Origin of the sequence: Streptomyces sp. NPDC059008, from assembly GCF_042749045.1 — a bacterium.
GTDB lineage: Bacteria > Actinomycetota > Actinomycetes > Streptomycetales > Streptomycetaceae > Streptomyces.
The window spans coordinates 1-21,141 of record NZ_JBHYJC010000020.1 but is presented as its reverse complement, the minus strand read 5'-3'; the positions used below and the strand labels follow the sequence as shown (position 1 = coordinate 21,141).

The following is a 21,141-nucleotide window of genomic DNA, read 5'->3' as shown; positions in this document are numbered from 1 at the left end:
CCCCAACCCGTCCACTCCTCACTGGTCTGTGTGGCCCTCCCCGCGCTCGCCGTGTCCCCCGGCTCGGGCCAGCTGACCGGCCATGGTCTGGAGGGCTTCTACCGCGACGGCCGACGGGTCCTGTCCCACTGCGAACTGCGGGTCGCGGGCGGCGAACCGCTCGTTGTCCAGGGGAGGCTGACCGGAGCGGACCGCGCCCGGTTCATCGGGACGATCCGCAGGACCGGCGAGCGCGGACCGGACCCGGAGATCCACATGGAGCGGCTGCGCCACGCCGACGGCACCGAGCGGATCACCTTCCGCAGCAGCGCCGCCCGGCCGGTCCGCCTGCCTGTCGAGATCCGCCTCGGCACGGACCTCGCGGAGCTCGGAGCCGTCGCCGTCGGCCTCCCTGGCCCCGAACTTCGGGCCGTGGTCCATGGCTCCGGGCTCCGCTGGTCGGGGCCCGGGCTGCATGCGGTGGTGCGGGCGACACCCACACCCGAGGACGCCCTCGCCTCGGCGGGGTTGCTGCGCTGGGAGCTGAGCCTGCCGCCCGGCGGCAGCCGCACCATCGAACTGGACGCCGGACTGGAGCACGCCCCCGGCCGACCCGGCGCCGGCGCTCCCGTCAGCCGACGCACCGGGGGCGTCCGCATCCCCGGCCCCCGCCGCGGAACGTCCGCGCCGCACAAACGCGGTGACCGGCCACCGCAGCCCTGGGCGGCCGCCCGACTGAAATGCGACGACCATCGGGCCGACGCCCTGATGGCAGGCAGCCTCGACGATCTGTACGGCCTGGCGATGCGCGACCCGATCGCACCCGCGGACGTGTACGTCGCAGGCGGTTTCCCCTGGCGCTGTGGCCTCGCACCGGCCGAGGCGCTGTGGACCGCCCGGATGCTGCTGCCGCTCGGCACCCGGCTTGCCGCGGGCACCCTGCGTGCGCTCGCCCGTAGCCAACACGCCGCTCCAGGGGCGGATTTCGGCCGAATTCCCGGGGCCCTCCGGGACGCCGGACCGCATGCCCCGCCGAGCTGCACGGGCATCGAGGCCACCTTGCTGTTTCCCACCGTTCTGGCCGAGGCGCGTCGTTGGGGCCTGCCCGAGCGGGAGACCGAGCGGCTGATGCCCGCCGCGGAGCGCTGCCTGCGCTGGCTGCGCATCGTGACCGCCCCGCCGCGCGGCGGCCGCGGCGGCTATGTGCCCGACCCCGCTCCCGGCGGGCCGTACCGCTGTGAGACCCAGGCCCATGCCCACCGCGCCGCCCTGCTCGGCGCCGATCTCCTCGAGGCGTACGGCTCGTCCGAGGCGGCAGCCCTGCGGGAGTGGGCCGCGGACCTGCGCTCCCGCTTCCGTACGGACTTCTGGGTCGAGGACCGCATGGGCGGCCGCCCCGCGGCTCTTCTCACCGCCGACGGACGGCCCGTCCCGCATCTCGCCGCCACCACCGCCCACCTCCTCGACACCGGCCTCCTCGGCGGCGGCACCCTCGCCCCCGGTCTGCTGGACCCGACACAGACCGACCAACTGGCCAGACTGCTCGGCGGCCCGGCCATGGACTCCGGGTGGGGCCTGCGCGGGCTGGGCGCCAAGGAGAGCGGCTACAACCCGTTCGGCCACCGCAGCGGCGCGGTACGCGTCCACGAGACCGCGATCGCCGCCGCCGGCCTGGCCGCGGCCGGCCACGAACGGGCAGCCGGCGCCCTGACCAAGGGCGTCCTCGACGCCGCCGACAGCTTTGGACACCGTCTTCCTGAGATGTACGCGGGGGAGCAGCGCACCGCCGACGGTGCGCCCGTCCCGCACCCGGCGGCCTGCCGTCCGGCGGCCGTGGCGGCGGCCGGCGCGGTGCAGATACTGATCACGCTCGCCGGACTGCGCCCCGACGTCCCGGCCGGCACGGTGTCCCTGCGGCCGCTGGGCACCGCCCCGCTCGGCGCGATGGAGCTCACCGACCTGAGGGTCGCGGAGCAGCCGTTCGCCCTGCGGATCAGCAGACTCGGCATGGGGATGGTCGAGGCGGCGGCGGAAGGCCTGCAGCTGGGCACGTGACGTAGCTCGTGGGCCTGTTTATCGTCAGGCGGACGACTATGATCACGCCATGCCTCCCTACGACCCGTCGGCCTTCCCGCCCTTCGCTGTCACCGTCGACCTGGTCGTGCTCACCGTGCGCCGCCACGCCCTGTGCGCACTGGCCGTGCGCCGCGGTGAGCCGCCGTTCCAGGGGCGCTGGGCCCTGCCCGGCGGATTCGTCCGGGCCGACGAGGACCTCGAGGACGCGGCAGCCCGGGAGCTCGCCGAGGAGACCGGCCTGCACGCCCAGTCCCCGGCCGACGCGTCGCCCGCTTACGGCGCGCACCTCGAACAGCTCGCCACCTACGGCGATCCCAAGCGCGACCCCCGGATGCGGGTCGTCAGCGTCGCCCACCTGGTCCTCGCCCCCGACCTGCCCGCCCCCACTGCCGGTGGAGACGCCCACAGCGCGCGCTGGGCACCGGTGGAGACCCTCCTGGAACAGGACGACACCCACGCCCGCGAGGGCGAGCTGGCCGCGCCACTCGCGTTCGACCACGCCCGGATCCTCGCCGACGGCGTGGAGCGCGCCCGCTCGAAGATCGAGTACTCCTCGCTCGCCACGGCCTTCTGCCCGCCCGAGTTCACCGTGGGCGAGCTGCGCCGGGTCTACGAGGCGGTCTGGGGTGTGGCGCTCGACCCCCGCAACTTCCACCGCAAGGTGACCGGAACGCCGGGGTTCCTGGTGCCCACGGGGGGAACCACCACACGCCAGGGCGGCCGCCCCGCGCAGCTGTTCCGGGCCGGCGGAGCGACCCTGCTCAACCCGCCCATGCTGCGCCCCGAGATCTGAGCCCGGGGCGCATACCGCGCTGCCACCGGACCGGCGTGCGCCCTCGTGGACACGACACAGCGTCAAGAAAGACCAATTACGAGAAAATAGGACATATTACAGTACCCTGGCTGGGTGAACTCCTTCGTGCCCCCGATAGTCGACGCCCGGCCGGCGCTTCCGGCCGGGCGCGATATGCCCCCGGCGCCCCGTGCCGCCCCGCCCGGCCGGCTCGCGCACGGCCGAACCCCGCGCCAGGGCCGGTCTGTGTCCGCCATGCCCTGCGGGCGCGCTGTGGCGCCTCACCTGCTCACAGGGTGAGTTGCGCCCTCAACTGCCCTTGCCTGCAACGGCCGTGGCGGCACCCGGATCCCGGCTGCCTCCGTACTCCGGTTCGCCGCAACAGGGTTGGCGCCGTGGAGTTCCCCGTCCCCGCGCGAGCCGGCCCCGGCGTCGGTCGTCGATCCATCGGCCGCCGTCAAGTGCCCCTCCGGAATCGACCGAGGCATATCGGTCGCGAGGTCGCTCGTCAGCCAACTTGCGGACAGCGCAATGGCGTTGGCGCTCACCAGCCCTGGCCTGCGGTGATGCCCCCTCGGCGTGATACGGCTTCGCCTTCTGACCGAGTAAGGCGCCTGTTTTGGCGCGGTGTTGTTATGGCTGTTGTTCGCAACTCGCCATGGAGCGTGCGTTTCCTTCCGATAAAGCGTCAATTCGGAGATGGGGGGCGATCACCCTTTCGTGTGCTTTTCACCAAAGACCTCAAGGGTGTTCAGGGTGTCGCCGACAAAGGATGCGTGAGTACCCTTGCGCACACCATGATGACCGCGGCTCGCCCCGGCGACACCGGCCTTGCAGGCCCGGGCGAGCTTGACCGCTACTCCTACGCCAACGCCGCCGCCAACGCCGCGAGCGCCAACAGCACAGCCGGTCCGGAGCGTACCGAGCGCGTTTCGCAGGTCTGGGACGGCTCCGAAGCAGACATCGGCCGAGTCGGCCGCCGCGCCGCCGGCAGCCGCGGCCGCGGCCTGCACGGCCAACTCGTCCAGCAGCTCGGGCAGATGATCGTCTCCGGCGATCTCGGCGCCGACCGCCCGCTCGTCCCCGAGGAGATCGGCCAGCGCTTCGAGGTCTCCCGCACCGTCGTCCGTGAGTCGCTGCGCGTCCTCGAGGCCAAGGGCCTCGTCAGCGCCCGCCCCAACGTCGGCACCCGGGTGCGCCCGGTCAGCGACTGGAACCTCCTCGACCCCGACATCATCGAGTGGCGGGCCTACGGGCCGCAGCGCGACGATCAGCGCCGTGAGCTGTGCGAGCTGCGCTGGACGATCGAGCCGCTGGCCGCCCGGCTCGCCGCCGGCCACGGCCGGGAGGACATCCAGCAGCGGCTCGCCGACATGGTCGAGATCATGGGCCACTCCGCGGCCCAGGGCGACACCATGACCTTCTCCCGCGCCGACGCCGAGTTCCACTCCCTGCTGCTGCAGCTCGCGGGCAACCGCATGCTCGAGCACCTCTCGGGCATCGTCTCCGCCGCCCTGCACGTCTCCGGCGGCCCCAGCGGCGGCTGCGAGCGACCGGTCGAGACGTCCGTGGGTCAGCACATGAGGGTCGTCGACGCCATCGGCTCCGGCGACGCCACGGCGGCCGAATCCGCGATGCGCCAGCTTCTCGCCTCACACGGCGAGGCCGCCGGCCAGGGCTCCGGGACGCCCGTCGACCACGTCGTCCCCGCGCCCCGCGAGCACTGAAGGCCCGTACACGACCGCATACGGACCGTAGGCGCCGCGCGGCCCCGTGCCCCGCGTACCCCTTGGGCGGGGCACGCCGTACGCGGCGGAGGCGCACATGGTCGCCGGATCCGGGACGTCGACCGGATCCGGCGGCGGACCTTGGGAGGATTGCATGTCATATGACTGGGAATGGGTCGTTATGGGGTGTGACTCGGGCCACGCAGATTGGGCGTAACGCTCTTCAGGGAAGCGCGATGACTTAAGAGGTGATAGCCGAGGAGGGAATACGGACGGCGTTCGTGACGCTGTTCAACTCCCCGGTTGCCCCTGCGCCGTCGGTCCATCCCCACCGGCGGTCGTCGGCTCCGATCCACACTGGACGGGGTCGGAAGCCGTTTCCATCGTTCCGAGAGGTTGTTCGTGTCGGCCAGCACATCCCGTACGCTCCCGCCGGAGATCGCCGAGTCCGAGTCTGTGATGGCGCTCATCGAGCGGGGAAAGGCAGATGGGCAGATCGCCGGCGATGACGTGCGTCGGGCCTTCGAGGCTGACCAGATTCCGCCAACCCAGTGGAAGAACGTTCTGCGCAGCCTCAACCAGATCCTCGACGAGGAGGGTGTGACGCTGATGGTCAGTGCCGCAGAGGCGCCCAAGCGCACCCGCAAGAGCGTCGCAGCGAAGAGTCCGGCGAAGCGCACCGCCACCAAGACCGTCGCGGCCAAGACCGCCACGGTCAGGAAGACCACCGCCGCCGCCCCCGCCTCCGTGGCGGACCCGTCGGTCGGTGAGTCCGAGTCCGCGCCTGCGAAGAAGGCAGCGGCGAAGAAGACGACCGCCAAGAAGGCGGTCGCGAAGAAGACCACGGCCAAGAAGGCCACCGCCAAGAAGACCGCGTCCAAGAAGGACGTCGACGAGCTGCTCGACGACGAGGTGACCGAGGAGACCCCGGCGCCCGGCAAGGGCGACGCTCCCGAGGCCGCCGAGGGCGCGGAGAACGCCGGCTTCGTCCTGTCCGACGACGACGAGGACGACGCCCCCGCGCAGCAGGTCGCCGCGGCCGGCGCCACCGCCGACCCGGTCAAGGACTACCTCAAGCAGATCGGTAAGGTCCCGCTCCTCAACGCCGAGCAGGAGGTGGAGCTCGCCAAGCGCATCGAGGCGGGCCTGTTCGCCGAGGACAAGCTGGCGAACTCCGACAAGCTCGCGCCGAAGCTCAAGCGCGAACTGGAGATCATCGCCGAGGACGGCCGCCGCGCGAAGAACCACCTCCTGGAGGCCAACCTCCGACTGGTCGTCTCCCTGGCCAAGCGGTACACCGGCCGCGGCATGCTCTTCCTGGACCTGATCCAGGAGGGCAACCTCGGTCTGATCCGTGCGGTCGAGAAGTTCGACTACACCAAGGGCTACAAGTTCTCGACCTACGCGACGTGGTGGATCCGCCAGGCCATCACCCGCGCCATGGCCGACCAGGCCCGTACGATCCGTATCCCCGTCCACATGGTCGAGGTCATCAACAAGCTGGCCCGTGTCCAGCGTCAGATGCTCCAGGACCTGGGCCGCGAGCCCACCCCGGAGGAGCTGGCCAAGGAACTCGACATGACCCCCGAGAAGGTCATCGAGGTCCAGAAGTACGGACGCGAGCCGATCTCGCTGCACACCCCGCTGGGCGAGGACGGCGACAGCGAGTTCGGTGACCTCATCGAGGACTCCGAGGCAGTCGTCCCGGCCGACGCGGTCAGCTTCACGCTTCTGCAGGAGCAGCTGCACTCGGTGCTGGACACCCTCTCCGAGCGCGAAGCCGGCGTGGTCTCCATGCGCTTCGGCCTCACGGACGGCCAGCCCAAGACGCTGGACGAGATCGGCAAGGTCTACGGCGTCACGCGTGAGCGGATCCGCCAGATCGAGTCGAAGACGATGTCGAAGCTGCGCCACCCGTCCCGCTCCCAGGTGCTGCGCGACTACCTCGACTAGTCCAACCTGCCCGGACAGCGTCACGAGCCCGGTTCCTCCAGCGTGGAGGGGCCGGGCTCGCGTCCGTCCGGGTGCGGGTCGAGGCCGCTTGGGGTCACTCTGGGTTGGCGAGCTATCTCCCAGAGTCAGGAGTCCGTATGCGTCCGACCGCACGCGCTGCCTTCGGAGCCCTCGCCCTGGTCCTTGCCCTGCCGGCGTCGGCGGCCGCGGACGAGTCGGTGATCGGTGGCAAGCCCACCCAGATGTCGCAGAGCCCCTGGGCGGTCGCGCTGGCCTCCCACGCTCGCTTCGGGGCCCAGCGCTCCGGACAGTTCTGCGGCGGCGTGCTCGTCGGGCACTCCACGGTGGTGACGGCCGCCCACTGCCTGAGCAGGGAGGTGCTGGGCGTGCCCTGGCAGCAGGTGCGGGATCTGCGGATCGTGGTCGGGCGCGACAACCTCACCGGCGGCGGTGGCCAGGAGCGCAAGCCCGCAAAGGTGTGGGTCAACCCGCGCTATGACAACTGGACGAACGACGGCGACATGGCCGTGATCACGCTCGACAAGCCCGTCCCGAACCGACCCATTCCGATAGCCGGACGGCATGACGCCGCCTACCGGCCGGGAAGCAGGGCCACGGTCTACGGCTGGGGAGACACCACGGGTGAGGGCAGCTATGCGACGCGGCTGCGGTCGGCGCACGTCAATGTGCTGCGCGACGCCGTCTGTGCGCGGGCCTACCCGGGCAGCGCCGACGGTACGTACCGGTCGCCTTCGATGCTGTGCGCAGGGGAACCGGCGGGCGGCCGGGACGCCTGCCAGGGGGACAGCGGCGGGCCGCTGGTCGTACGCGGACGGCTCGTGGGACTGGTGTCATGGGGGACCGGCTGCGGCCAGGCGGGCAGCCCCGGCGTCTATACGCGCGCTTCGGCGCTGCTTCCGGCGCTGTTGGCACACGGGGCCGGCTGAGAAGGCCGGGGGAGCCGACGGGTATGCGTGAGCGTACGAGTGCGGGCGGTCTCCCCGGTGGTGCCGGGGGAACCGCCCGCTGCACGGCCCTGGGCCGCTGCTCGCTCGTCGTGGATGCGAAGTGTCAGCGTTCCTCATCGGACGCGGACGCCGGAGGGGCGGTCAGCCGCTCCGTCTCGTCCTGTATTTCCGCGGCGATCTTCTTGAGTTCTGGCTCGAACTTGCGACCGTGGTGGGCGCAGAAGAGCAGTTCTCCGCCGGACATCAGGACGACGCGCAGGTATGCCTGGGCGCCGCAGCGGTCGCAGCGGTCAGCGGCCGTCAGCGGGCTCGCGGGTGTCAGAACAGTAGTCACGTCGCCTCTTCTCTAGCTCGACGAGCTGTCGTACCAGGGTCAACATCCAACCAGGCCGAAAACGTTCCCGCTCGTGCCTTTTCCTCGAAAAAAATTCTCCGAGGGGGCCGGGTGCTGCCGGGTGGCGGCGAATGAGCCGTATTGCTTGGTGGTCTGATTCACGTTGGTTGTTGGGTCCGTCCCCCCGGCTGGCTTGCCGGTTGTTGATGAGGACGTGCCCGGAGCCTAAATGGTTCATGCCTCGAAGGGAACGTGATGTGCACGTCACTCGGACGTCACCCCAACGAGGGATCGAACGTACGAGCGAAATTCTACTACCATGAGCATGCTTACGGGTGGCGTCACATCGGCTCTACTAGGCCTCGGTACCCTCTGACCGGCGACACCGCCACAACCGAGTCCGCGGAATGCGGACTGCCAGAAATTCAGCGAGGAGCGAACCGCGTGACCGCCGAGATGTCCGTGCCGTCCACCGCAGTGCTGACCGGGGCAGACCGGGACGGTTCCAACTACACCGCGCGGCATCTGCTCGTCCTCGAGGGCCTCGAGGCCGTCCGTAAGCGCCCCGGCATGTACATCGGCTCCACGGACAGCCGTGGCCTCATGCACTGCCTGTGGGAGATCATCGACAACTCCGTCGACGAGGCGCTGGGCGGCTACTGCGACCACATCGAGGTGATCCTCCACGACGACGGGTCGGTGGAGGTCCGGGACAACGGCCGCGGCATCCCCGTGGACGTCGAGCCCAAGACCGGTCTGAGCGGCGTCGAGGTCGTGATGACCAAGCTGCACGCCGGCGGAAAGTTCGGCGGCGGCTCGTACGCGGCCTCCGGCGGCCTGCACGGCGTCGGCGCCTCCGTCGTCAACGCCCTCTCCGCACGACTCGACGTCGAGGTCGACCGCAACAGCAAGACGCACTCGATCAGCTTCCGACGCGGCGTCCCCGGCATCTTCACCGAATCCGGCCCCGACGCGCCCTTCGACCCGGGCAACGGCCTGCTCAAGGGCAAGCGGATCCCCAAGACCAGGACGGGCACCCGCGTCCGTTACTGGGCCGACCGGCAGATCTTCCTCAAGGACGCCAAGCTCTCCCTGGAGACGCTGCACGCCCGCGCCCGCCAGACGGCCTTCCTCGTACCGGGCCTGACCCTCATCGTCCGCGACGAGCGCGGCATCGACGGCGCCGGAAAGACGGAGGAGACGTTCCGCTACGACGGCGGCATCAGCGAGTTCTGCGAGTACCTCGCGCAGGACAAGGCCGTCTGCGACGTGCTGCGGCTGACCGGCCAGGGCACCTTCAAGGAGACCGTGCCGGTCCTCGACGACCGCGGCCACATGACACCGACCGAGGTCACCCGGGAACTGGGCGTCGACATCGCGCTGCGCTGGGGCACCGGCTACGACGCCACGGTCAGGTCGTTCGTCAACATCATCGCCACCCCCAAGGGCGGCACCCACGTCTCCGGCTTCGAGCGCTCGGTCACCAAGACCGTCAACGAAGCCCTGCGATCCAGCAAGCTGCTGCGCGTCGCCGAGGACGACGTCGTCAAGGACGACGCCATGGAGGGCCTCACCGCCGTGGTGACCGTGCGGCTCGCCGAGCCGCAGTTCGAGGGCCAGACCAAGGAGGTGCTCGGCACCTCTGCCGCCTCCCGGATCGTGGCCCAGGTGGTGAGCCGGGAGCTCAAGGCGTTCCTGACCTCCACCAAGCGGGACGCCAAGCAGCAGGCACGCGCCGTCATGGAGAAGGTCGTCGCGGCGGCCCGTACGCGTATCGCCGCCCGCCAGCACAAGGAGGCCCAGCGGCGGAAGACGGCGCTGGAATCCTCCTCGCTGCCGGCCAAGCTCGCGGACTGCCGCAGCGACGACGTCGACCGCAGCGAACTCTTCATCGTCGAGGGCGACTCGGCGCTGGGTACGGCGAAGCTGGCCCGGAACTCCGAATTCCAGGCACTCCTGCCGATCCGCGGCAAGATCCTCAACGTCCAGAAGTCGTCGGTCTCGGACATGCTCAAGAACGCCGAGTGCGGCGCCATCATCCAGGTCATAGGGGCTGGCTCCGGCCGCACCTTCGACATCGACGCCGCCCGCTACGGCAAGGTCATCTTCCTGGCCGACGCGGATGTCGACGGCGCCCACATCCGCTGCCTGCTGCTGACCCTCTTCCAGCGCTACATGCGGCCGATGGTCGAACAGGGCCGGGTCTTCTCCGCCGTCCCACCGCTGCACCGCGTCGAGCTGACCAACCCCAAGAAGGGCCAGGAGAAGTACATCTACACGTACTCGGACAACGAGCTGCGCCAGACGCTGCTCGAACTCGAGCGCAAGAAGGTCCGCTACAAGGACAGCATCCAGCGCTACAAGGGCCTGGGTGAAATGGACGCCGACCAGCTCGCCGAGACGACCATGGACCCGCGCCACCGCACCCTGCGCCGCATCAACATCAGCGACCTGGAAGCGGCGGAGCAGGCCTTCGACCTCCTGATGGGCAACGAAGTCGCCCCCCGCAAGGAGTTCATCACCAACTCCGCTTCCACCCTGGACCGTTCGCGCATCGACACCTGAGCGCACCGCGGCACCCGTCGGGCGCCTCTCCACCCTGGGGTGGAGAGGCGCCCGACGCCATTTCCACCCGCTCCCCACCCTGGCTCCGATCCGGACGGCCGCCGCGCTCCATAGCGTCGAGAGGGTCGAAGTTCCCCGTTCCACGGAGGCTCAGTTCATGAGCGGCCTGGTCAACATCGTCGTGATCACCGCGGCTGTCGTGTTCGTGTTCATCCAGCAGTTCAAGGCGCAGCGCCTCACGTCCGAGGGCAGGAAGTGGTGGCTGATCCCCGCCGTCCTGACGGTCATGGCGCTGCGGCAACCCGATCTCCTCGACGCCCGGCACCACACGGCATCTGCCGTCCTGCTCGCCGTGGAGCTGCTCATCGGACTGGCCTGCGGCGCCGGCTGGGCCTGGACGACGCGTATCTGGACGGACGCGGAGGGCGCGGTATGGACCAAGGGAGGCTGGGCGGCGGCCGGTGTCTGGCTCTGCGGCATGGCGCTGCGCGGCGGTCTGATGGGTGTCGCCGCGACCATGGGCATCCACCAGGGCAGCGCGGCCGTCATGCTCGGCGTCGCCGCGATGCTGCTGACACGGGCAGGTGTCACCGCTTGGCGGGCTCAGGACCTGCGGCAGACGTACCGTGTCCCTGCCGTCGGCTGATGCCCCTGGCCGTACGCGCCGGGCTGAGGCCCATGGGGTGAACGCCTCGCACCGCACCGCAACCACGAAGGACCGCACGTGACGCCGAACGCCTGGACGAGCTGGCCCCTGAGGGAGTCACTGTCCCGGGAAGGCATCAGCAGCGCCCGGTTGTGGATCGGCCGATCCGTGCGCGTCCTGGTGGTCGCGGGACTGACGTGGGCCACCGTGACGGGGCCGCACTTCCACAGCTGGGCACTGGTGGCGGCCGTCGCCGGACTGGCCCTCACCATGCTGGCGTTCCGCGGCTTCTTCCGTGTGACGCTGCAGCACCGTCTGGGGCCGGCCATCGCGCTGTTCGCCGTACTGGAGGCTGCCGCCTTCGGCTTCCGGTACGCCGATGCGCGCACGCCGGCGATCGTCCTGTGGTGCGCGTGTGCCATCGTCGCCATGGAGCGTCTCCCGCTGAGCGTCGCCGTACCGTGCGCCGGAGCGGCACTCGGTGCGTACGCGGTGATGAACACCGACAACTGGCTGACGACCACCACGACCACCGCGGGCCTGGCGCTGGCGGGCTATGTCGTACGGCTGGACGCCGAGGCACGCGGCAACGCCCAGCGGTTGCTGGCCCAGGAACGGGCCGCCCGTAAGGCCGAGGCCGAATCGGCGGCACTGACCGAACGGGGACGTATCGCACGGGAGATCCACGATGTCCTCGCCCACAGCCTCAGCGCCCAGCTGGTGCACCTGGAGGCGGCGCGGCTGCTGATCCAGCGCAGCACCGACCTCGAGGCCGACCGTGAACAGCTCATGGAACGGGTGGTGGCGTGCCGCGGAATGGCCCGTGAAGGGCTGGACGGCACCCGTGAGGCGCTTTCCGCACTCCGCGGGGAGATGATCCCGGTCGAGGACTTCCTGAGCCGTCTGGCGGCCGCTGAGGGCGCGCGGCTGGACGTCTCGGGTGAGACTCGCCCCCTGCCGGCCGAGGCGGGCCTCGCGGTGCGTAGAGTCGCCCAGGAGGCGCTGACGAACGTACGCAAGCACGCCCCGGGCGCCCGGGTGAACGTGCTGCTGGAGTACACGGCAGACGACGTGCGCCTCGAGGTGCGCGACTTCGGAGGCCGGGGGCAGGCCGCCGAGCTCGCCGAGAGCGGCTCCGGCTACGGTCTGCTCGGGATGCGGGAGCGCGCCGAACTCCTCGGCGGAACGCTTGAGTCCGGCCCCACTGAGGAGGGTTTCGTGGTGCGGCTGCGAGTGCCGGCATGACGGCGCGCAAGACGGCACGGGTCGTGGTCGCCGATGACCAGACCGTGGTGCGTGAGGGCATCGTGATGCTGCTGGGGCTGCTGCCGGGCATCGAGGTCGTCGGATCGGCCGCAGACGGCGAGGAAGCCGTCCGTATGGTCGCCGAACTGGCCCCCGACGTCGTCCTGATGGACCTGCGCATGCCGCGCTGCGACGGCGTCGAGGCCACCCGCCGCATCCGCGCGGACCACGCCGGCACCCAGGTCGTGGTGCTCACCACCTACGCGGACGACGAGTCGCTCTTCCCTGCCCTGCAGGCCGGCGCCCGTGGCTACCTGACCAAGGACGCGGACGGCGATGAGATCGTCCGGGCCATCGACGACGTGCTCTCGGGAGAGGCCGGGCTGTCGCCGAGGATCCAGCGCAGGCTCCTGGAACGCGTCACGGAGCCCGTACGGCCCCTGCCGCAACCGCCCGACGAGCCACCGGACGGACTCACCGCCCGCGAGGTGGAGGTGCTGCGGCTGGTCGCCGACGGTCAGTCCAATCCCGAGATCGCGCGCATGCTGCACGTCTCCACCGCGACGGTGAAGACCCACATCAACAACCTCTTCGCCAAAGCGGGACTGCGCGACCGCACTCAGGCCGTCCACTACGCCTACCGCCACGGTCTCGCACAGCCGCCCGGATAGCTCATCACCCGATGGGGTGAAGGGACTGGAACGAAGTGCACTACCCGGGGCGGTTGGGCGATTTATCGACAAGTCCCGGAGTGCGGAGACGTAGCCACAGGTGCTGACGGGGCGGGGGCGGCTTAGAGCGCGGGCACCTGATACGTCGTTCCGGTCTCAGACCCAGTCGTAACGGTGTTCCGGGCGGCCGGTCTCGCCGTACTTGAGAGTGAGGCGCACCCGTCCGGCCCGCTCCAGCAGCTTGAGGTAGCGCTGGGCGGTCTGCCGACTGAGGCCGGCCTGGAGGGCGACGTCCTGGGCCGACAACGGGGAGTCCGCGGATCGCAGCACCGAGCGCACACGGTCGGCAGTGGCGGAGGAGTGGCCCTTGGGCAACTCGGCGGGGCCGGCGTTGGCGGCTCCCAACGCCCCAAAAATCCGGTCCACTTCGGACTGCTCCGCCTGCCCGCCGTCCGCGAACGTACGGTGCAGCGCCGCGTACCCCTCCAACTTGGAGCGCAGACCCGCAAAGGTGAACGGCTTGACCAGATACTGCAGTGCGCCGTGGCGCATCGCTGCCTGCACGGTCGCGATGTCGCGAGCCGCCGTCACCATGATCACGTCAGTGAGCAGACCACGCCGCCGCAGGTCGCCGACCAGTTGAAGCCCCGTTCTGTCGGGGAGGTAGTGGTCCAGCAGGATCAGGTCGACAGGGTGCGTCTCAAGGGCGGCGAGGGCTTCGGCGGCGGTATGCGCGAGGCAACTGACTCGGAACCCCCCTACCTTGGCGACATACGCCGCGTTGATCCGCGCGACGTGCACATCGTCGTCCACGACCAGTACGTCGATCATCGCCCGGCCTCCGTGACCCCTGCGGCGTGACGAGCGTCCTCGCCATCTCCGGCCTCCCCGGTGAGACGGGTGTTCATCACTGCCTCCCGGGGCGTTCCACCCAGTCGGGGAATCTCCTTGGACAGTGCGTCAGGGAGGGTGACGGTGAACACCGCGCCACCACCCGGGCGCTCGCCGACCTCCGCACTGCCCCCGTAGCGCTCGGCGAGTCGGCGGACGAGGGCCAGGCCGATGCCGCGCTGCCCGTGGGCGGGTGGCTCCTTGGTCGTCCAACCTTCTGTGAAGATCTCCGCGCGGCGTGGCTCGGGCACTCCTGGCCCGTTGTCGCTGACGCGGACGATGGCGGTGTGGCCGTCGGCCCGGATCTCCACCTCCAGTTGTGCGTCACGATCGCTCGATGTGGCATCCAGGGCGTTGTCGATGAGGTTGCCGAGTACGGTCACCAGACTGTGTGGGTCGACCAGCCGGTCGGGCAGATGGGTTGCGGGTGCGATGCGCAAGGAGACGCCACGCTCGGTGGCGACCGTTGCCTTGCCCACCAGGAGGGCGGCGAGCAGTGGATCGTGGATGCGCTCGGTGACCTGTTCCGCAGTCGCCCGATGCACGCCCACGGCCTGTGTCACAAACTCCACGGCCTCTTCGTGCAGCCCCAGTTCGAGCAGTCCGAGGAGTGTGTGCAGCCGATTGGCGTGCTCGTGGTCCTGGGCGCGCAGGGCGTCGATCAGGCCGCGGGTACCGTCCAGTTCGCGGCCCAGCCGCTCCAGTTCGGTGCGGTCGCGCAAAGTGACTACCGCACCCCCGTCGTCGGTCGGCATGCGGTTCGCCACCAGAACCCGCTGTCCGCTGACGGCCAGCAGATCAGCCCCTGAAACACGGCCGGCCAGCACATCGGTCGTACGGCCCGGTGGCAGAGCGGCTTCGAGAGGGCGGCCGGTGTCCTCGGAGCGCAGGTCGAGGAGGCGCTGTGCCTCATCGTTCATCAGGCGGATCCGGCCCCGGCCGTCGAGCGCGAGGAACCCTTCACGGATGCCGTGCAGCATCGCCTCCCGCTCGGCGAGCAGCGCGGAGATGTCGGAGAACGCCAGGTCATGGGTGCGTCGCTGGAGACGGCGGGAGACGAGGTAGGCGGCGAGTGCGCCCACGGCGAGAGCTCCGCCCGCGTAAGCGAGCAGTTGCGGGACGGTGGAGAGCAGCCGTTCCTGCACGCTCTCGTACGCGATGCCGACCGAGACGGCCCCGATGACCTCGCCGTTCTCGTCGCGCAGCGGGACCTTGCCGCGCGCGGAGCGACCGAGGGTTCCCTCGTCGATCTGCATGACCTCGTGGCCGGAGAGGGCGACGCTGGGGTCGGTGGAGACGTGGTGCCCGATCTCGTCAGGGTCGGTGTGGGACCAGCGCACCCCGCGCTCGTCCATGACCACTACGTACTCGGCGCCGGTGGCGGCACGGATCCGCTCTGCCTCGTTCTGGACGGGGCCGTGACGGCTGGGGTGTGAGGATTCCAGGGCGTCGTCGAGCGATGGTGCCGCGGCGGTGGTCTGCGCGATGGCGAGGGCACGGCGCATCGCCTGATCGTCCAGCTGGGCGCTGAGCGGAGCGAGGAAGAGGCCGGTTGCCAGTGCGGTGACTCCCGTGGCGATGGCCAGCTGCACCATCAGCACCTGGGAGAAGACGCGGCGTGGCCAGCCAAGGCGCGGCCACTTCAGGCGCAGCCTGGGTGCGGTGCCGGCAGCCAGCGCGTCGGCGGGGATGGCCGCGGAACCCGAGGGGCGAACGCCTCTCGGGCGCGGAGCCGACGCATCCTTCTCGCCCATACGAACGAACAGTAAGCGCGGGGGCGGCCGGGCGGTAATCCCCGGCGGGCCGAATTCGGAGGGTGTTCGGGCGGCGACTCGCAGCGTTGCTGTGGACGACGGGGAGGATGCGCGAGTGGTTATCCACAGGCCTTTCGGTCGCAGATCGTACGCACTTAGCCTCGCAGCGTGAAGTCGAATCCGGCCGGATGCGGATCGTCCGCGCGGTAGGGCGCGAAGAGGGGAGCGGTCATGTGGTCCACGAGGGATGGCAAGGGGACGTGGTGTGCAGCAGCGCGGGGAGGCGGCCGCCGCATGGTGGCGTGGCGGGCAGCGGGAGCGATGCTGGGCCTGGGGCTCGCTGCCTTGGTCATCAAGCGACCTGGAGGCTCCGGGCGCCTGCCGCGCGCTGCGGCCGTTGGCGACGCGTCCTTACGGCAGTCTCCCGGTGAGTCCCGGGCGGTGAGGCGGCCGCGAGGCGCCGCCAACGGTTCGGGCGCGCCCCTGCGGAGGCCCGGGAGATCAGCTACAGGATGCTGTTGCCCTTGCCCGTGTCGCACCAGCGATGGCGGTGATGGAACCAACCGCCATCCGAGCCGGTGGACCGAGCGGCGCACCACAGCTAGCGGGCGCCGGAGCTCCGTCGGTCCGCTCTTGGACGATCACCCGCCAGGTGCGGCCGTCCGTGTGCGCAATGATGACGGCCCAGGTGGGGACGGCACCCGCAGGCGTCCTGCTGTGAAGCGCCCGGTGGTCGGCCGGCAACGGTTCGGGCCGCACCGCGTCGGTCCGTACGACATCGAGTGCGTCCGCGCGGTCCTCCCAAATGAGCCGGCGGACCGCGAGGTCGGCCGCCTGGGCCGGGCGACCCCACGCCGAGCGGCCGCGGCAGTGGTCGAGCGCGATCCGTCCGTCGCGCGCCGACTCCACGGCGTCCTTGACCAGGGGGGCCGAGGCGCGGCCGTAGGCGTAGCCGTAGGGGAGGACGAAGAGGGTGGGGGAGAAGCGATGGCCGCCGATGTGGGTGACTTCCCACGCCCCGACTCCGCCGGCGGCGAGCTCGGCGGCGAGCGGCCGGCCGAGGAGGGCGCAGCAACGGTCCCGCTTGCCGTTGGTGCACACGAGGACCAGAGGCTCACCGGTGTACGGCTCCCAGAGGCCGCCATGCTCTCCGGCACTCAGGGCCGCGAAATCCAGGCCGAGGGCCGCTCGCGGGTTGGTGACCGTGGTCGTGCGGATCCATGAACGCCCTGGGGCGGTGTGCGCGAGGAACATGCGGCGCGGGGAGGCGTCATGGCAGTCGGCATGACGTCCTGGCCTGCGGATGAGGGCGACGCGTACGCCCGTGCGCTCTGTAGCGGCTTCCAGAGCCCGGCCGACGTCAGGGGCAAGGTGGCTGTCCGTCAGTGCGTTGGCCCCCCACGGCCCGGACTGCTCGATGAGTAGCCAGGTCAGGGCGGTGGCTGCCGTCCCAGCGAGAGGTTCGGCCGAATCGAGGGAAGCGGAGGCGCAGGTACTCACAAAGGTGAGCCTAACCTCATCTGCTGTGGACGGATTCTGGGAGGGGGCCCAGAGGCTCGCGCGTCCACGGAAAGTGCCCGGCTGAGGACAGAGGCTTGAGCAGCTCAGGGCCACGTGAACGTGCCGTCCCTCCGCTTACGGCAGCGGCTGCGGGGGCTTCGGGCCGCAGTATCGACCGCTGGGGCGCATGCGGACGGGGGGCTCGTCGTACTCCTCCAGGGCGTGGGCGATCCAGCCGGCGGTGCGAGCGACGGCGAAGATGGTTTCGCCTGCTTCGGTCGGCATTCCGCTCGCGACGGTCAGCACGGCAAGTGCCAGGTCGACGTTGGCGTGCAGCTCGGTGTGCCGAGCAGTGGTGGTGATCACCTCGCGAGCAGCCTCCAGTGCGGGGCTGGCGCGCGGTACCTCTTCCAACAGCTCGAAGAGAGTGTGGGCGCGCGGGTCCTCGCCCGTGTAAAGGCGATGCCCCAGGCCGGGGACCCGGCGGCCGGCTCGCAGATGGTCGGCGACGACGGCGGCTGCGCTGCCCCGGTCCAGCACCTCGAGCAGCATCCGGTGGGCGAGTCCGCTCGCCGCGCCGTGCAGCGCGCCGTCCAGTGCGCCGAAGCCGGCCGAGACGATCGCGTACGGATGCGCGCGTGCGGAGGCGGCGACTCGTACCGCGAGGGTCGAGGCGGCGAGGTCATGATCGATGAGCAGGATCAGCGCGGCGTCCAGGATGCGCAGCGATGCGGGGTCGGCTGGCTCAGAGGTCAGGCGTGACCACAGGCGAGGTGCCAGTGCTGCCGCGGTGGACTGCTCGGCGGCCTGTGACGGGAGCGCGTCGACGAGGGTCGGAATCAGAGTGCGGGCCGTGTCGAGGACGACGTCCTCGGACAGGTCGAAGCGGAGCGGGTCAGCCGCCGCAGCAGCGATCACTGCGACTCGCAGCCGGTCCATCGGTCCGCTGTGGGCCGGCAGCGCGTGTACGGCGCGGCGGGCGGCGGACAGGGCGTCGTGTGGTGCGGTGAAGCGGATGCCGCGGCGCATTTCGCCGGTCCACAGCCACTCGGCCACTTCCTCGTAGCTGTAGTGGGCGGCGAGTTCAGATGCATCGACGCCACGGAAGTAGCAGTGGTCGCGGTCGATGAGGGTGATGCCGGTGTGGACGGCCAACTCGCCACTGGTGGCGGGCGGTTCGCGCCGGCCGCTGCGGCGAGCCAGCGCCTCGACCTCCTTCGCGTCGAAGGTGCTGCCACGGCTGCCCGGCTCGCGGCGGCTGGTCAGCTGGCCGCGGCTGACATACGCGTACACCGTCTCGGGCTTCACTCCGAGTCGGTCGGCCGCCTCCCGGGTGTTCAGCCGTCGCCCGCCCGCGTCCTGCGTGGTGTCTTGGTCCGCCATGAGGTCACCGTATCCAGACTCATACATATTGATTCAATCAATATTGACGACTGTTGAGTCAAGCATAGATAGTCGGATCAATATTCGGGGAGGAAGAACAAAGGAGATCCGCCATGCCGATCGCCGAGGCGAACGCACCGATCGACGCGCCCCGGGGACTCGCGGGCGTCATCGTCACCGAGACCCAACTCGGCGACGTCCGGGGCCTCGAGGGCTTTTACCACTACCGCCAGTACTCCGCCGTCGAGCTGGCCGCGCGCCGCAGCTTCGAGGACGTCTGGTACCTGATGTTCCACGGTGAGCTGCCCGACGCGGCGCAGCTGGCGGCCTTCACAGCCCAGACCGCCGTACTGCGGCCGCTGCCCGCCGCCGTGCGCGACGCGCTTCCCGCCCTCGCCCAAGCCGGTGCGCTCGCCGGCCCGCTTGCCGGGCTGCGTACCGCGCTCTCACTGCTCGGTGCGACGGCCGGCTTTCGGCCTCTGTACGACATCGATGCCGACCAGCGGCGGGCCGACGCACTTGCCGCCTGTGCCGCCGTACCGACCCTGCTCACCGCGCTGCACCGGCTCGGTCAGGGGCAGCAGCCCGTGGAACCGCGTGCGGATCTCGGCCATGGCGCCAACTACCTCTACATGCTCACCGGCGAAGAGCCTCAGCCGGAGCAGGTGCGCGCGATCGAGGCCTACCTGATCTCCACCATCGACCACGGGTTCAACGCCTCGACCTTCACCGCCCGCGTCATCACGTCCACCGGCGCCGATCTCGCGGCCTGCCTCGTCGGTGCCATCGGCGCGCTCTCCGGCCCGCTGCACGGCGGTGCGCCCAGCCGCGCACTGGACACCCTCGACGCCATCGGCACACCGGACCGCATCGACGCCTGGATCCGCGACCGCGTGCTGCGCGGCGAGCGGATCATGGGATTCGGGCACCCCGTCTACCGCACCGAGGACCCGCGCTCCCGGATGCTGCGTGGTATCGCCGAGGGCTTCGGTGGACCGCTGGTGGAGTTCGCCCTCCAGGTGGAGGCGAGGGCCGAGGCACTGCTGGCCGAGCTCAAGCCGGGTCGTGAGCTGCACATCAATGTGGAGTTCTACGCGGGCGTCGTCATGGAGCTGTGCGGACTGCCGCGTGAGATGTTCACGCCCACGTTCTGCGCGGCCCGCGTCGTCGGCTGGAGCGCCAACATCCTGGAGCAGGCGGAGGATTCGAAGATCATTCGTCCCGCGGCCCGGTACGTCGGCCCGCCCCCGCCGCAGCCGCTGCCCGCCGCCGCGGCCCTCTAGGAGCCGACGGGGCGGGCCGAGCCCGTGGCGGCCGGCGGTCCGTTACGATCGACAGCTCGTTCGCCGCCGGTCCGGGCGGCCCGCCACCCGCACCATGGAGGCGCCCCTTGGCCACGCAACAGATCCCGGTCGTCGTACTCGCGGGATTCCTCGGGTCGGGCAAGACCACCCTCCTCAACCATCTGCTCGGCGCCGGCGACGGCACCCGTATCGGCGCGATCGTCAACGACTTCGGCAGCATCGAGATCGACGCCATGACCGTCGCCGGACAGGTGGACTCGATGGTGTCGCTCGGCAACGGCTGTCTGTGCTGCGCCGTCGACACCAGCGAACTGGACACCTACCTGGAGCGGCTGGCCCGCCCCGCCGCCCGTATCGACGTGATCGTCATCGAGGCCAGCGGGCTGGCCCAGCCGCAGGAACTCATCCGGATGATCCTCGCCAGCGACAACGACCGGATCGTCTACGGCGGGCTGATCGAGGTCGTGGACGCCGCCGAGTTCGATGACACCCGGGCGCGGCATCCCGAACTGGACCGGCATGTGGGCATCGCCGACATCGTGGTGCTCAACAAGGCCGACCGGATCGGGGAGGCGGCGCGACAGGCACTCATGGACCGGCTCGCGGAGCTCGCTCCGGGACGGCCGGTGATCTGCACGGCGTACGGCCGGGTCGACCCCGAGCTGTTCTTCGATCGCGGGACGGGGGAGGACCTCGACGCGTCCGTGCGTCAGCTGTCGTTCGAGGATCTGCTGAGAGAGGCCGCGGCGAACGGCGGGCCCGCCGTCCAGGACGACGACCACTGCGATGACGGCGAAGGGCACTGCGATCACCCGGAGCACGCGCATCACCCCGGTCACGCAGGCCATCTGCACGCCGCCTATCAGAGCGTGGAGTTCACCTCGTCGGAGCCGATGCACCCACGCCGGCTCATGGGTTTCCTCGACAGTCGCCCGACCGGCCTCTATCGGATCAAGGGCTTCGTCCACTTCGACGTTCCGGAGAACCGCCAGCGGTTCACGCTGCACGCGGTCGGCGACTTCCTGCGCTTCTACCCTGAGCCGTGGCCGAAGGGCGAGGAGCGATGCACCCAGCTCGTCATGATCGGCAGCGGCATCGACGCGCCGGCACTGCGCAAGGAGCTGGAGAACTGCCGGGAGACCGGCCCGTCGGATGCCGATGTGAACAGCATGTGGGGCGTACTGCGCTATGTGGCTGCCCGTGAAGAAGAGATCGGATCGGACCTCTGAGGGGAATGCCTGAGGAGGGCAGACGTCTGAGGGGGGCGGTGGAGGCAGACGTCTGAGGAGAGTGGCCGAGGAGAGCGGCTGAGGAACGCGGACGGGCGCTGTCGGACCGGTGGACTTCCGGCC

General features: G+C 70.4%; 16 protein-coding genes. 11 read left to right on the top strand and 5 right to left on the bottom strand.

Annotated features, from left to right (window positions below; all coding sequences use genetic code 11):
• Window positions 1-30: 30 nt before the first annotated feature.
• From ACFWZH_RS23135 to ACFWZH_RS23115, 5 genes are all read left to right on the top strand, one after another.
• Window positions 31-2,034 (top strand): glycogen debranching N-terminal domain-containing protein, encoded by a 2,004-nt coding sequence (locus ACFWZH_RS23135; protein ID WP_384434504.1) that lies wholly within the window; start codon window positions 31-33, stop codon window positions 2,032-2,034.
• Between the two features lie 49 nt (window positions 2,035-2,083).
• On the top strand, window positions 2,084-2,848 hold the full coding sequence (locus ACFWZH_RS23130; protein ID WP_384434263.1) for an NUDIX domain-containing protein: 765 nt from the start codon (window positions 2,084-2,086) through the stop codon (window positions 2,846-2,848).
• A gap of 722 nt (window positions 2,849-3,570) precedes the next feature.
• On the top strand, window positions 3,571-4,575 hold the full coding sequence (locus ACFWZH_RS23125) for a FadR/GntR family transcriptional regulator (protein WP_384434260.1): 1,005 nt from the start codon (window positions 3,571-3,573) through the stop codon (window positions 4,573-4,575).
• A 402-nt stretch (window positions 4,576-4,977) separates the two neighbouring features.
• Window positions 4,978-6,528, top strand: coding sequence for an RNA polymerase sigma factor (locus ACFWZH_RS23120; protein ID WP_384434257.1), 1,551 nt, complete (start codon window positions 4,978-4,980; stop codon window positions 6,526-6,528).
• A gap of 137 nt (window positions 6,529-6,665) precedes the next feature.
• Complete coding sequence (locus ACFWZH_RS23115; RefSeq protein WP_384434254.1) at window positions 6,666-7,475, top strand: serine protease; 810 nt, start codon at window positions 6,666-6,668, stop codon at window positions 7,473-7,475.
• A gap of 124 nt (window positions 7,476-7,599) precedes the next feature.
• Here the strand turns inward: ACFWZH_RS23115 and ACFWZH_RS23110 are convergent, their stop codons facing one another.
• On the bottom strand, window positions 7,600-7,830 hold the full coding sequence (locus tag ACFWZH_RS23110; protein WP_033267354.1) for a hypothetical protein: 231 nt from the start codon (window positions 7,828-7,830) through the stop codon (window positions 7,600-7,602).
• Between the two features lie 444 nt (window positions 7,831-8,274).
• Here ACFWZH_RS23110 and ACFWZH_RS23105 point away from each other — a divergent pair, with 444 nt between their 5' ends.
• The 4 genes from ACFWZH_RS23105 to ACFWZH_RS23090 all read left to right on the top strand — a co-directional run bounded on the left by ACFWZH_RS23105 (window position 8,275) and on the right by ACFWZH_RS23090 (window position 12,957).
• On the top strand, window positions 8,275-10,395 hold the full coding sequence (locus ACFWZH_RS23105; protein ID WP_384434251.1) for a type IIA DNA topoisomerase subunit B: 2,121 nt from the start codon (window positions 8,275-8,277) through the stop codon (window positions 10,393-10,395).
• A gap of 157 nt (window positions 10,396-10,552) precedes the next feature.
• The gene (locus ACFWZH_RS23100) at window positions 10,553-11,041 is read left to right on the top strand and encodes a DUF1453 domain-containing protein (RefSeq protein ID WP_384434247.1); all 489 of its coding nucleotides are present in this window, start codon (window positions 10,553-10,555) and stop codon (window positions 11,039-11,041) included.
• A 78-nt stretch (window positions 11,042-11,119) separates the two neighbouring features.
• A complete protein-coding gene (locus tag ACFWZH_RS23095) occupies window positions 11,120-12,286 on the top strand; it encodes a sensor histidine kinase (RefSeq protein ID WP_384434244.1) in 1,167 nt (388 codons plus the stop codon).
• Window positions 12,283-12,957, top strand: coding sequence for a response regulator (locus ACFWZH_RS23090; protein ID WP_384434241.1), 675 nt, complete (start codon window positions 12,283-12,285; stop codon window positions 12,955-12,957). Before ACFWZH_RS23095 ends, ACFWZH_RS23090 begins: the two co-directional genes overlap by 4 nt.
• Before the next feature lie 156 nt (window positions 12,958-13,113).
• Here ACFWZH_RS23090 and ACFWZH_RS23085 read toward each other — a convergent pair whose 3' ends face one another.
• The 4 genes from ACFWZH_RS23085 to ACFWZH_RS23070 form a co-directional block, all read right to left on the bottom strand.
• Window positions 13,114-13,788 carry a response regulator gene (locus ACFWZH_RS23085; protein WP_384434239.1) on the bottom strand — a complete coding sequence of 225 codons (675 nt, stop codon included), beginning with the start codon at window positions 13,786-13,788 and terminating at the stop codon, window positions 13,114-13,116.
• Window positions 13,785-15,443, bottom strand: a complete 1,659-nt coding sequence (locus ACFWZH_RS23080) for an ATP-binding protein (RefSeq protein ID WP_384434501.1) — start codon at window positions 15,441-15,443, stop codon at window positions 13,785-13,787. Before ACFWZH_RS23080 ends, ACFWZH_RS23085 begins: the two co-directional genes overlap by 4 nt.
• 660 nt (window positions 15,444-16,103) lie before the next feature.
• A complete protein-coding gene (locus ACFWZH_RS23075; RefSeq protein WP_384434236.1) occupies window positions 16,104-17,102 on the bottom strand; it encodes a sucrase ferredoxin in 999 nt (332 codons plus the stop codon).
• 135 nt (window positions 17,103-17,237) lie between these two features.
• Window positions 17,238-18,485 (bottom strand): citrate/2-methylcitrate synthase, encoded by a 1,248-nt coding sequence (locus ACFWZH_RS23070; protein ID WP_384434233.1) that lies wholly within the window; start codon window positions 18,483-18,485, stop codon window positions 17,238-17,240.
• Window positions 18,486-18,598: 113 nt separating this feature from the next.
• Here ACFWZH_RS23070 and ACFWZH_RS23065 point away from each other — a divergent pair, with 113 nt between their 5' ends.
• Together ACFWZH_RS23065 and ACFWZH_RS23060 are read left to right on the top strand one after the other, a co-directional pair.
• Window positions 18,599-19,768 (top strand): citrate synthase/methylcitrate synthase, encoded by a 1,170-nt coding sequence (locus ACFWZH_RS23065; RefSeq protein WP_384434230.1) that lies wholly within the window; start codon window positions 18,599-18,601, stop codon window positions 19,766-19,768.
• A 107-nt stretch (window positions 19,769-19,875) separates the two neighbouring features.
• On the top strand, window positions 19,876-21,018 hold the full coding sequence (locus ACFWZH_RS23060; protein ID WP_384434228.1) for a CobW family GTP-binding protein: 1,143 nt from the start codon (window positions 19,876-19,878) through the stop codon (window positions 21,016-21,018).
• The last annotated feature ends 123 nt before the right edge of the window (window positions 21,019-21,141 follow it).

Bases quoted from the DNA above. Each gene is read 5' to 3' on its own strand.
- ACFWZH_RS23130 (WP_384434263.1), top strand. From the start codon at position 2,084: ATGCCTCCCTACGACCCGTCGGCCTTCCCGCCCTTCGCTGTCACCGTC.
- ACFWZH_RS23080 (WP_384434501.1), bottom strand. From the start codon at position 15,443: ATGGTGCAGCTGGCCATCGCCACGGGAGTCACCGCACTGGCAACCGGC.
- ACFWZH_RS23070 (WP_384434233.1), bottom strand. From the start codon at position 18,485: ATGGCGGACCAAGACACCACGCAGGACGCGGGCGGGCGACGGCTGAAC.
- ACFWZH_RS23100 (WP_384434247.1), top strand. From the start codon at position 10,553: ATGAGCGGCCTGGTCAACATCGTCGTGATCACCGCGGCTGTCGTGTTC.
- ACFWZH_RS23065 (WP_384434230.1), top strand. From the start codon at position 18,599: ATGCCGATCGCCGAGGCGAACGCACCGATCGACGCGCCCCGGGGACTC.
- ACFWZH_RS23090 (WP_384434241.1), top strand. From the start codon at position 12,283: ATGACGGCGCGCAAGACGGCACGGGTCGTGGTCGCCGATGACCAGACC.
- ACFWZH_RS23115 (WP_384434254.1), top strand. From the start codon at position 6,666: ATGCGTCCGACCGCACGCGCTGCCTTCGGAGCCCTCGCCCTGGTCCTT.
- ACFWZH_RS23085 (WP_384434239.1), bottom strand. From the start codon at position 13,788: ATGATCGACGTACTGGTCGTGGACGACGATGTGCACGTCGCGCGGATC.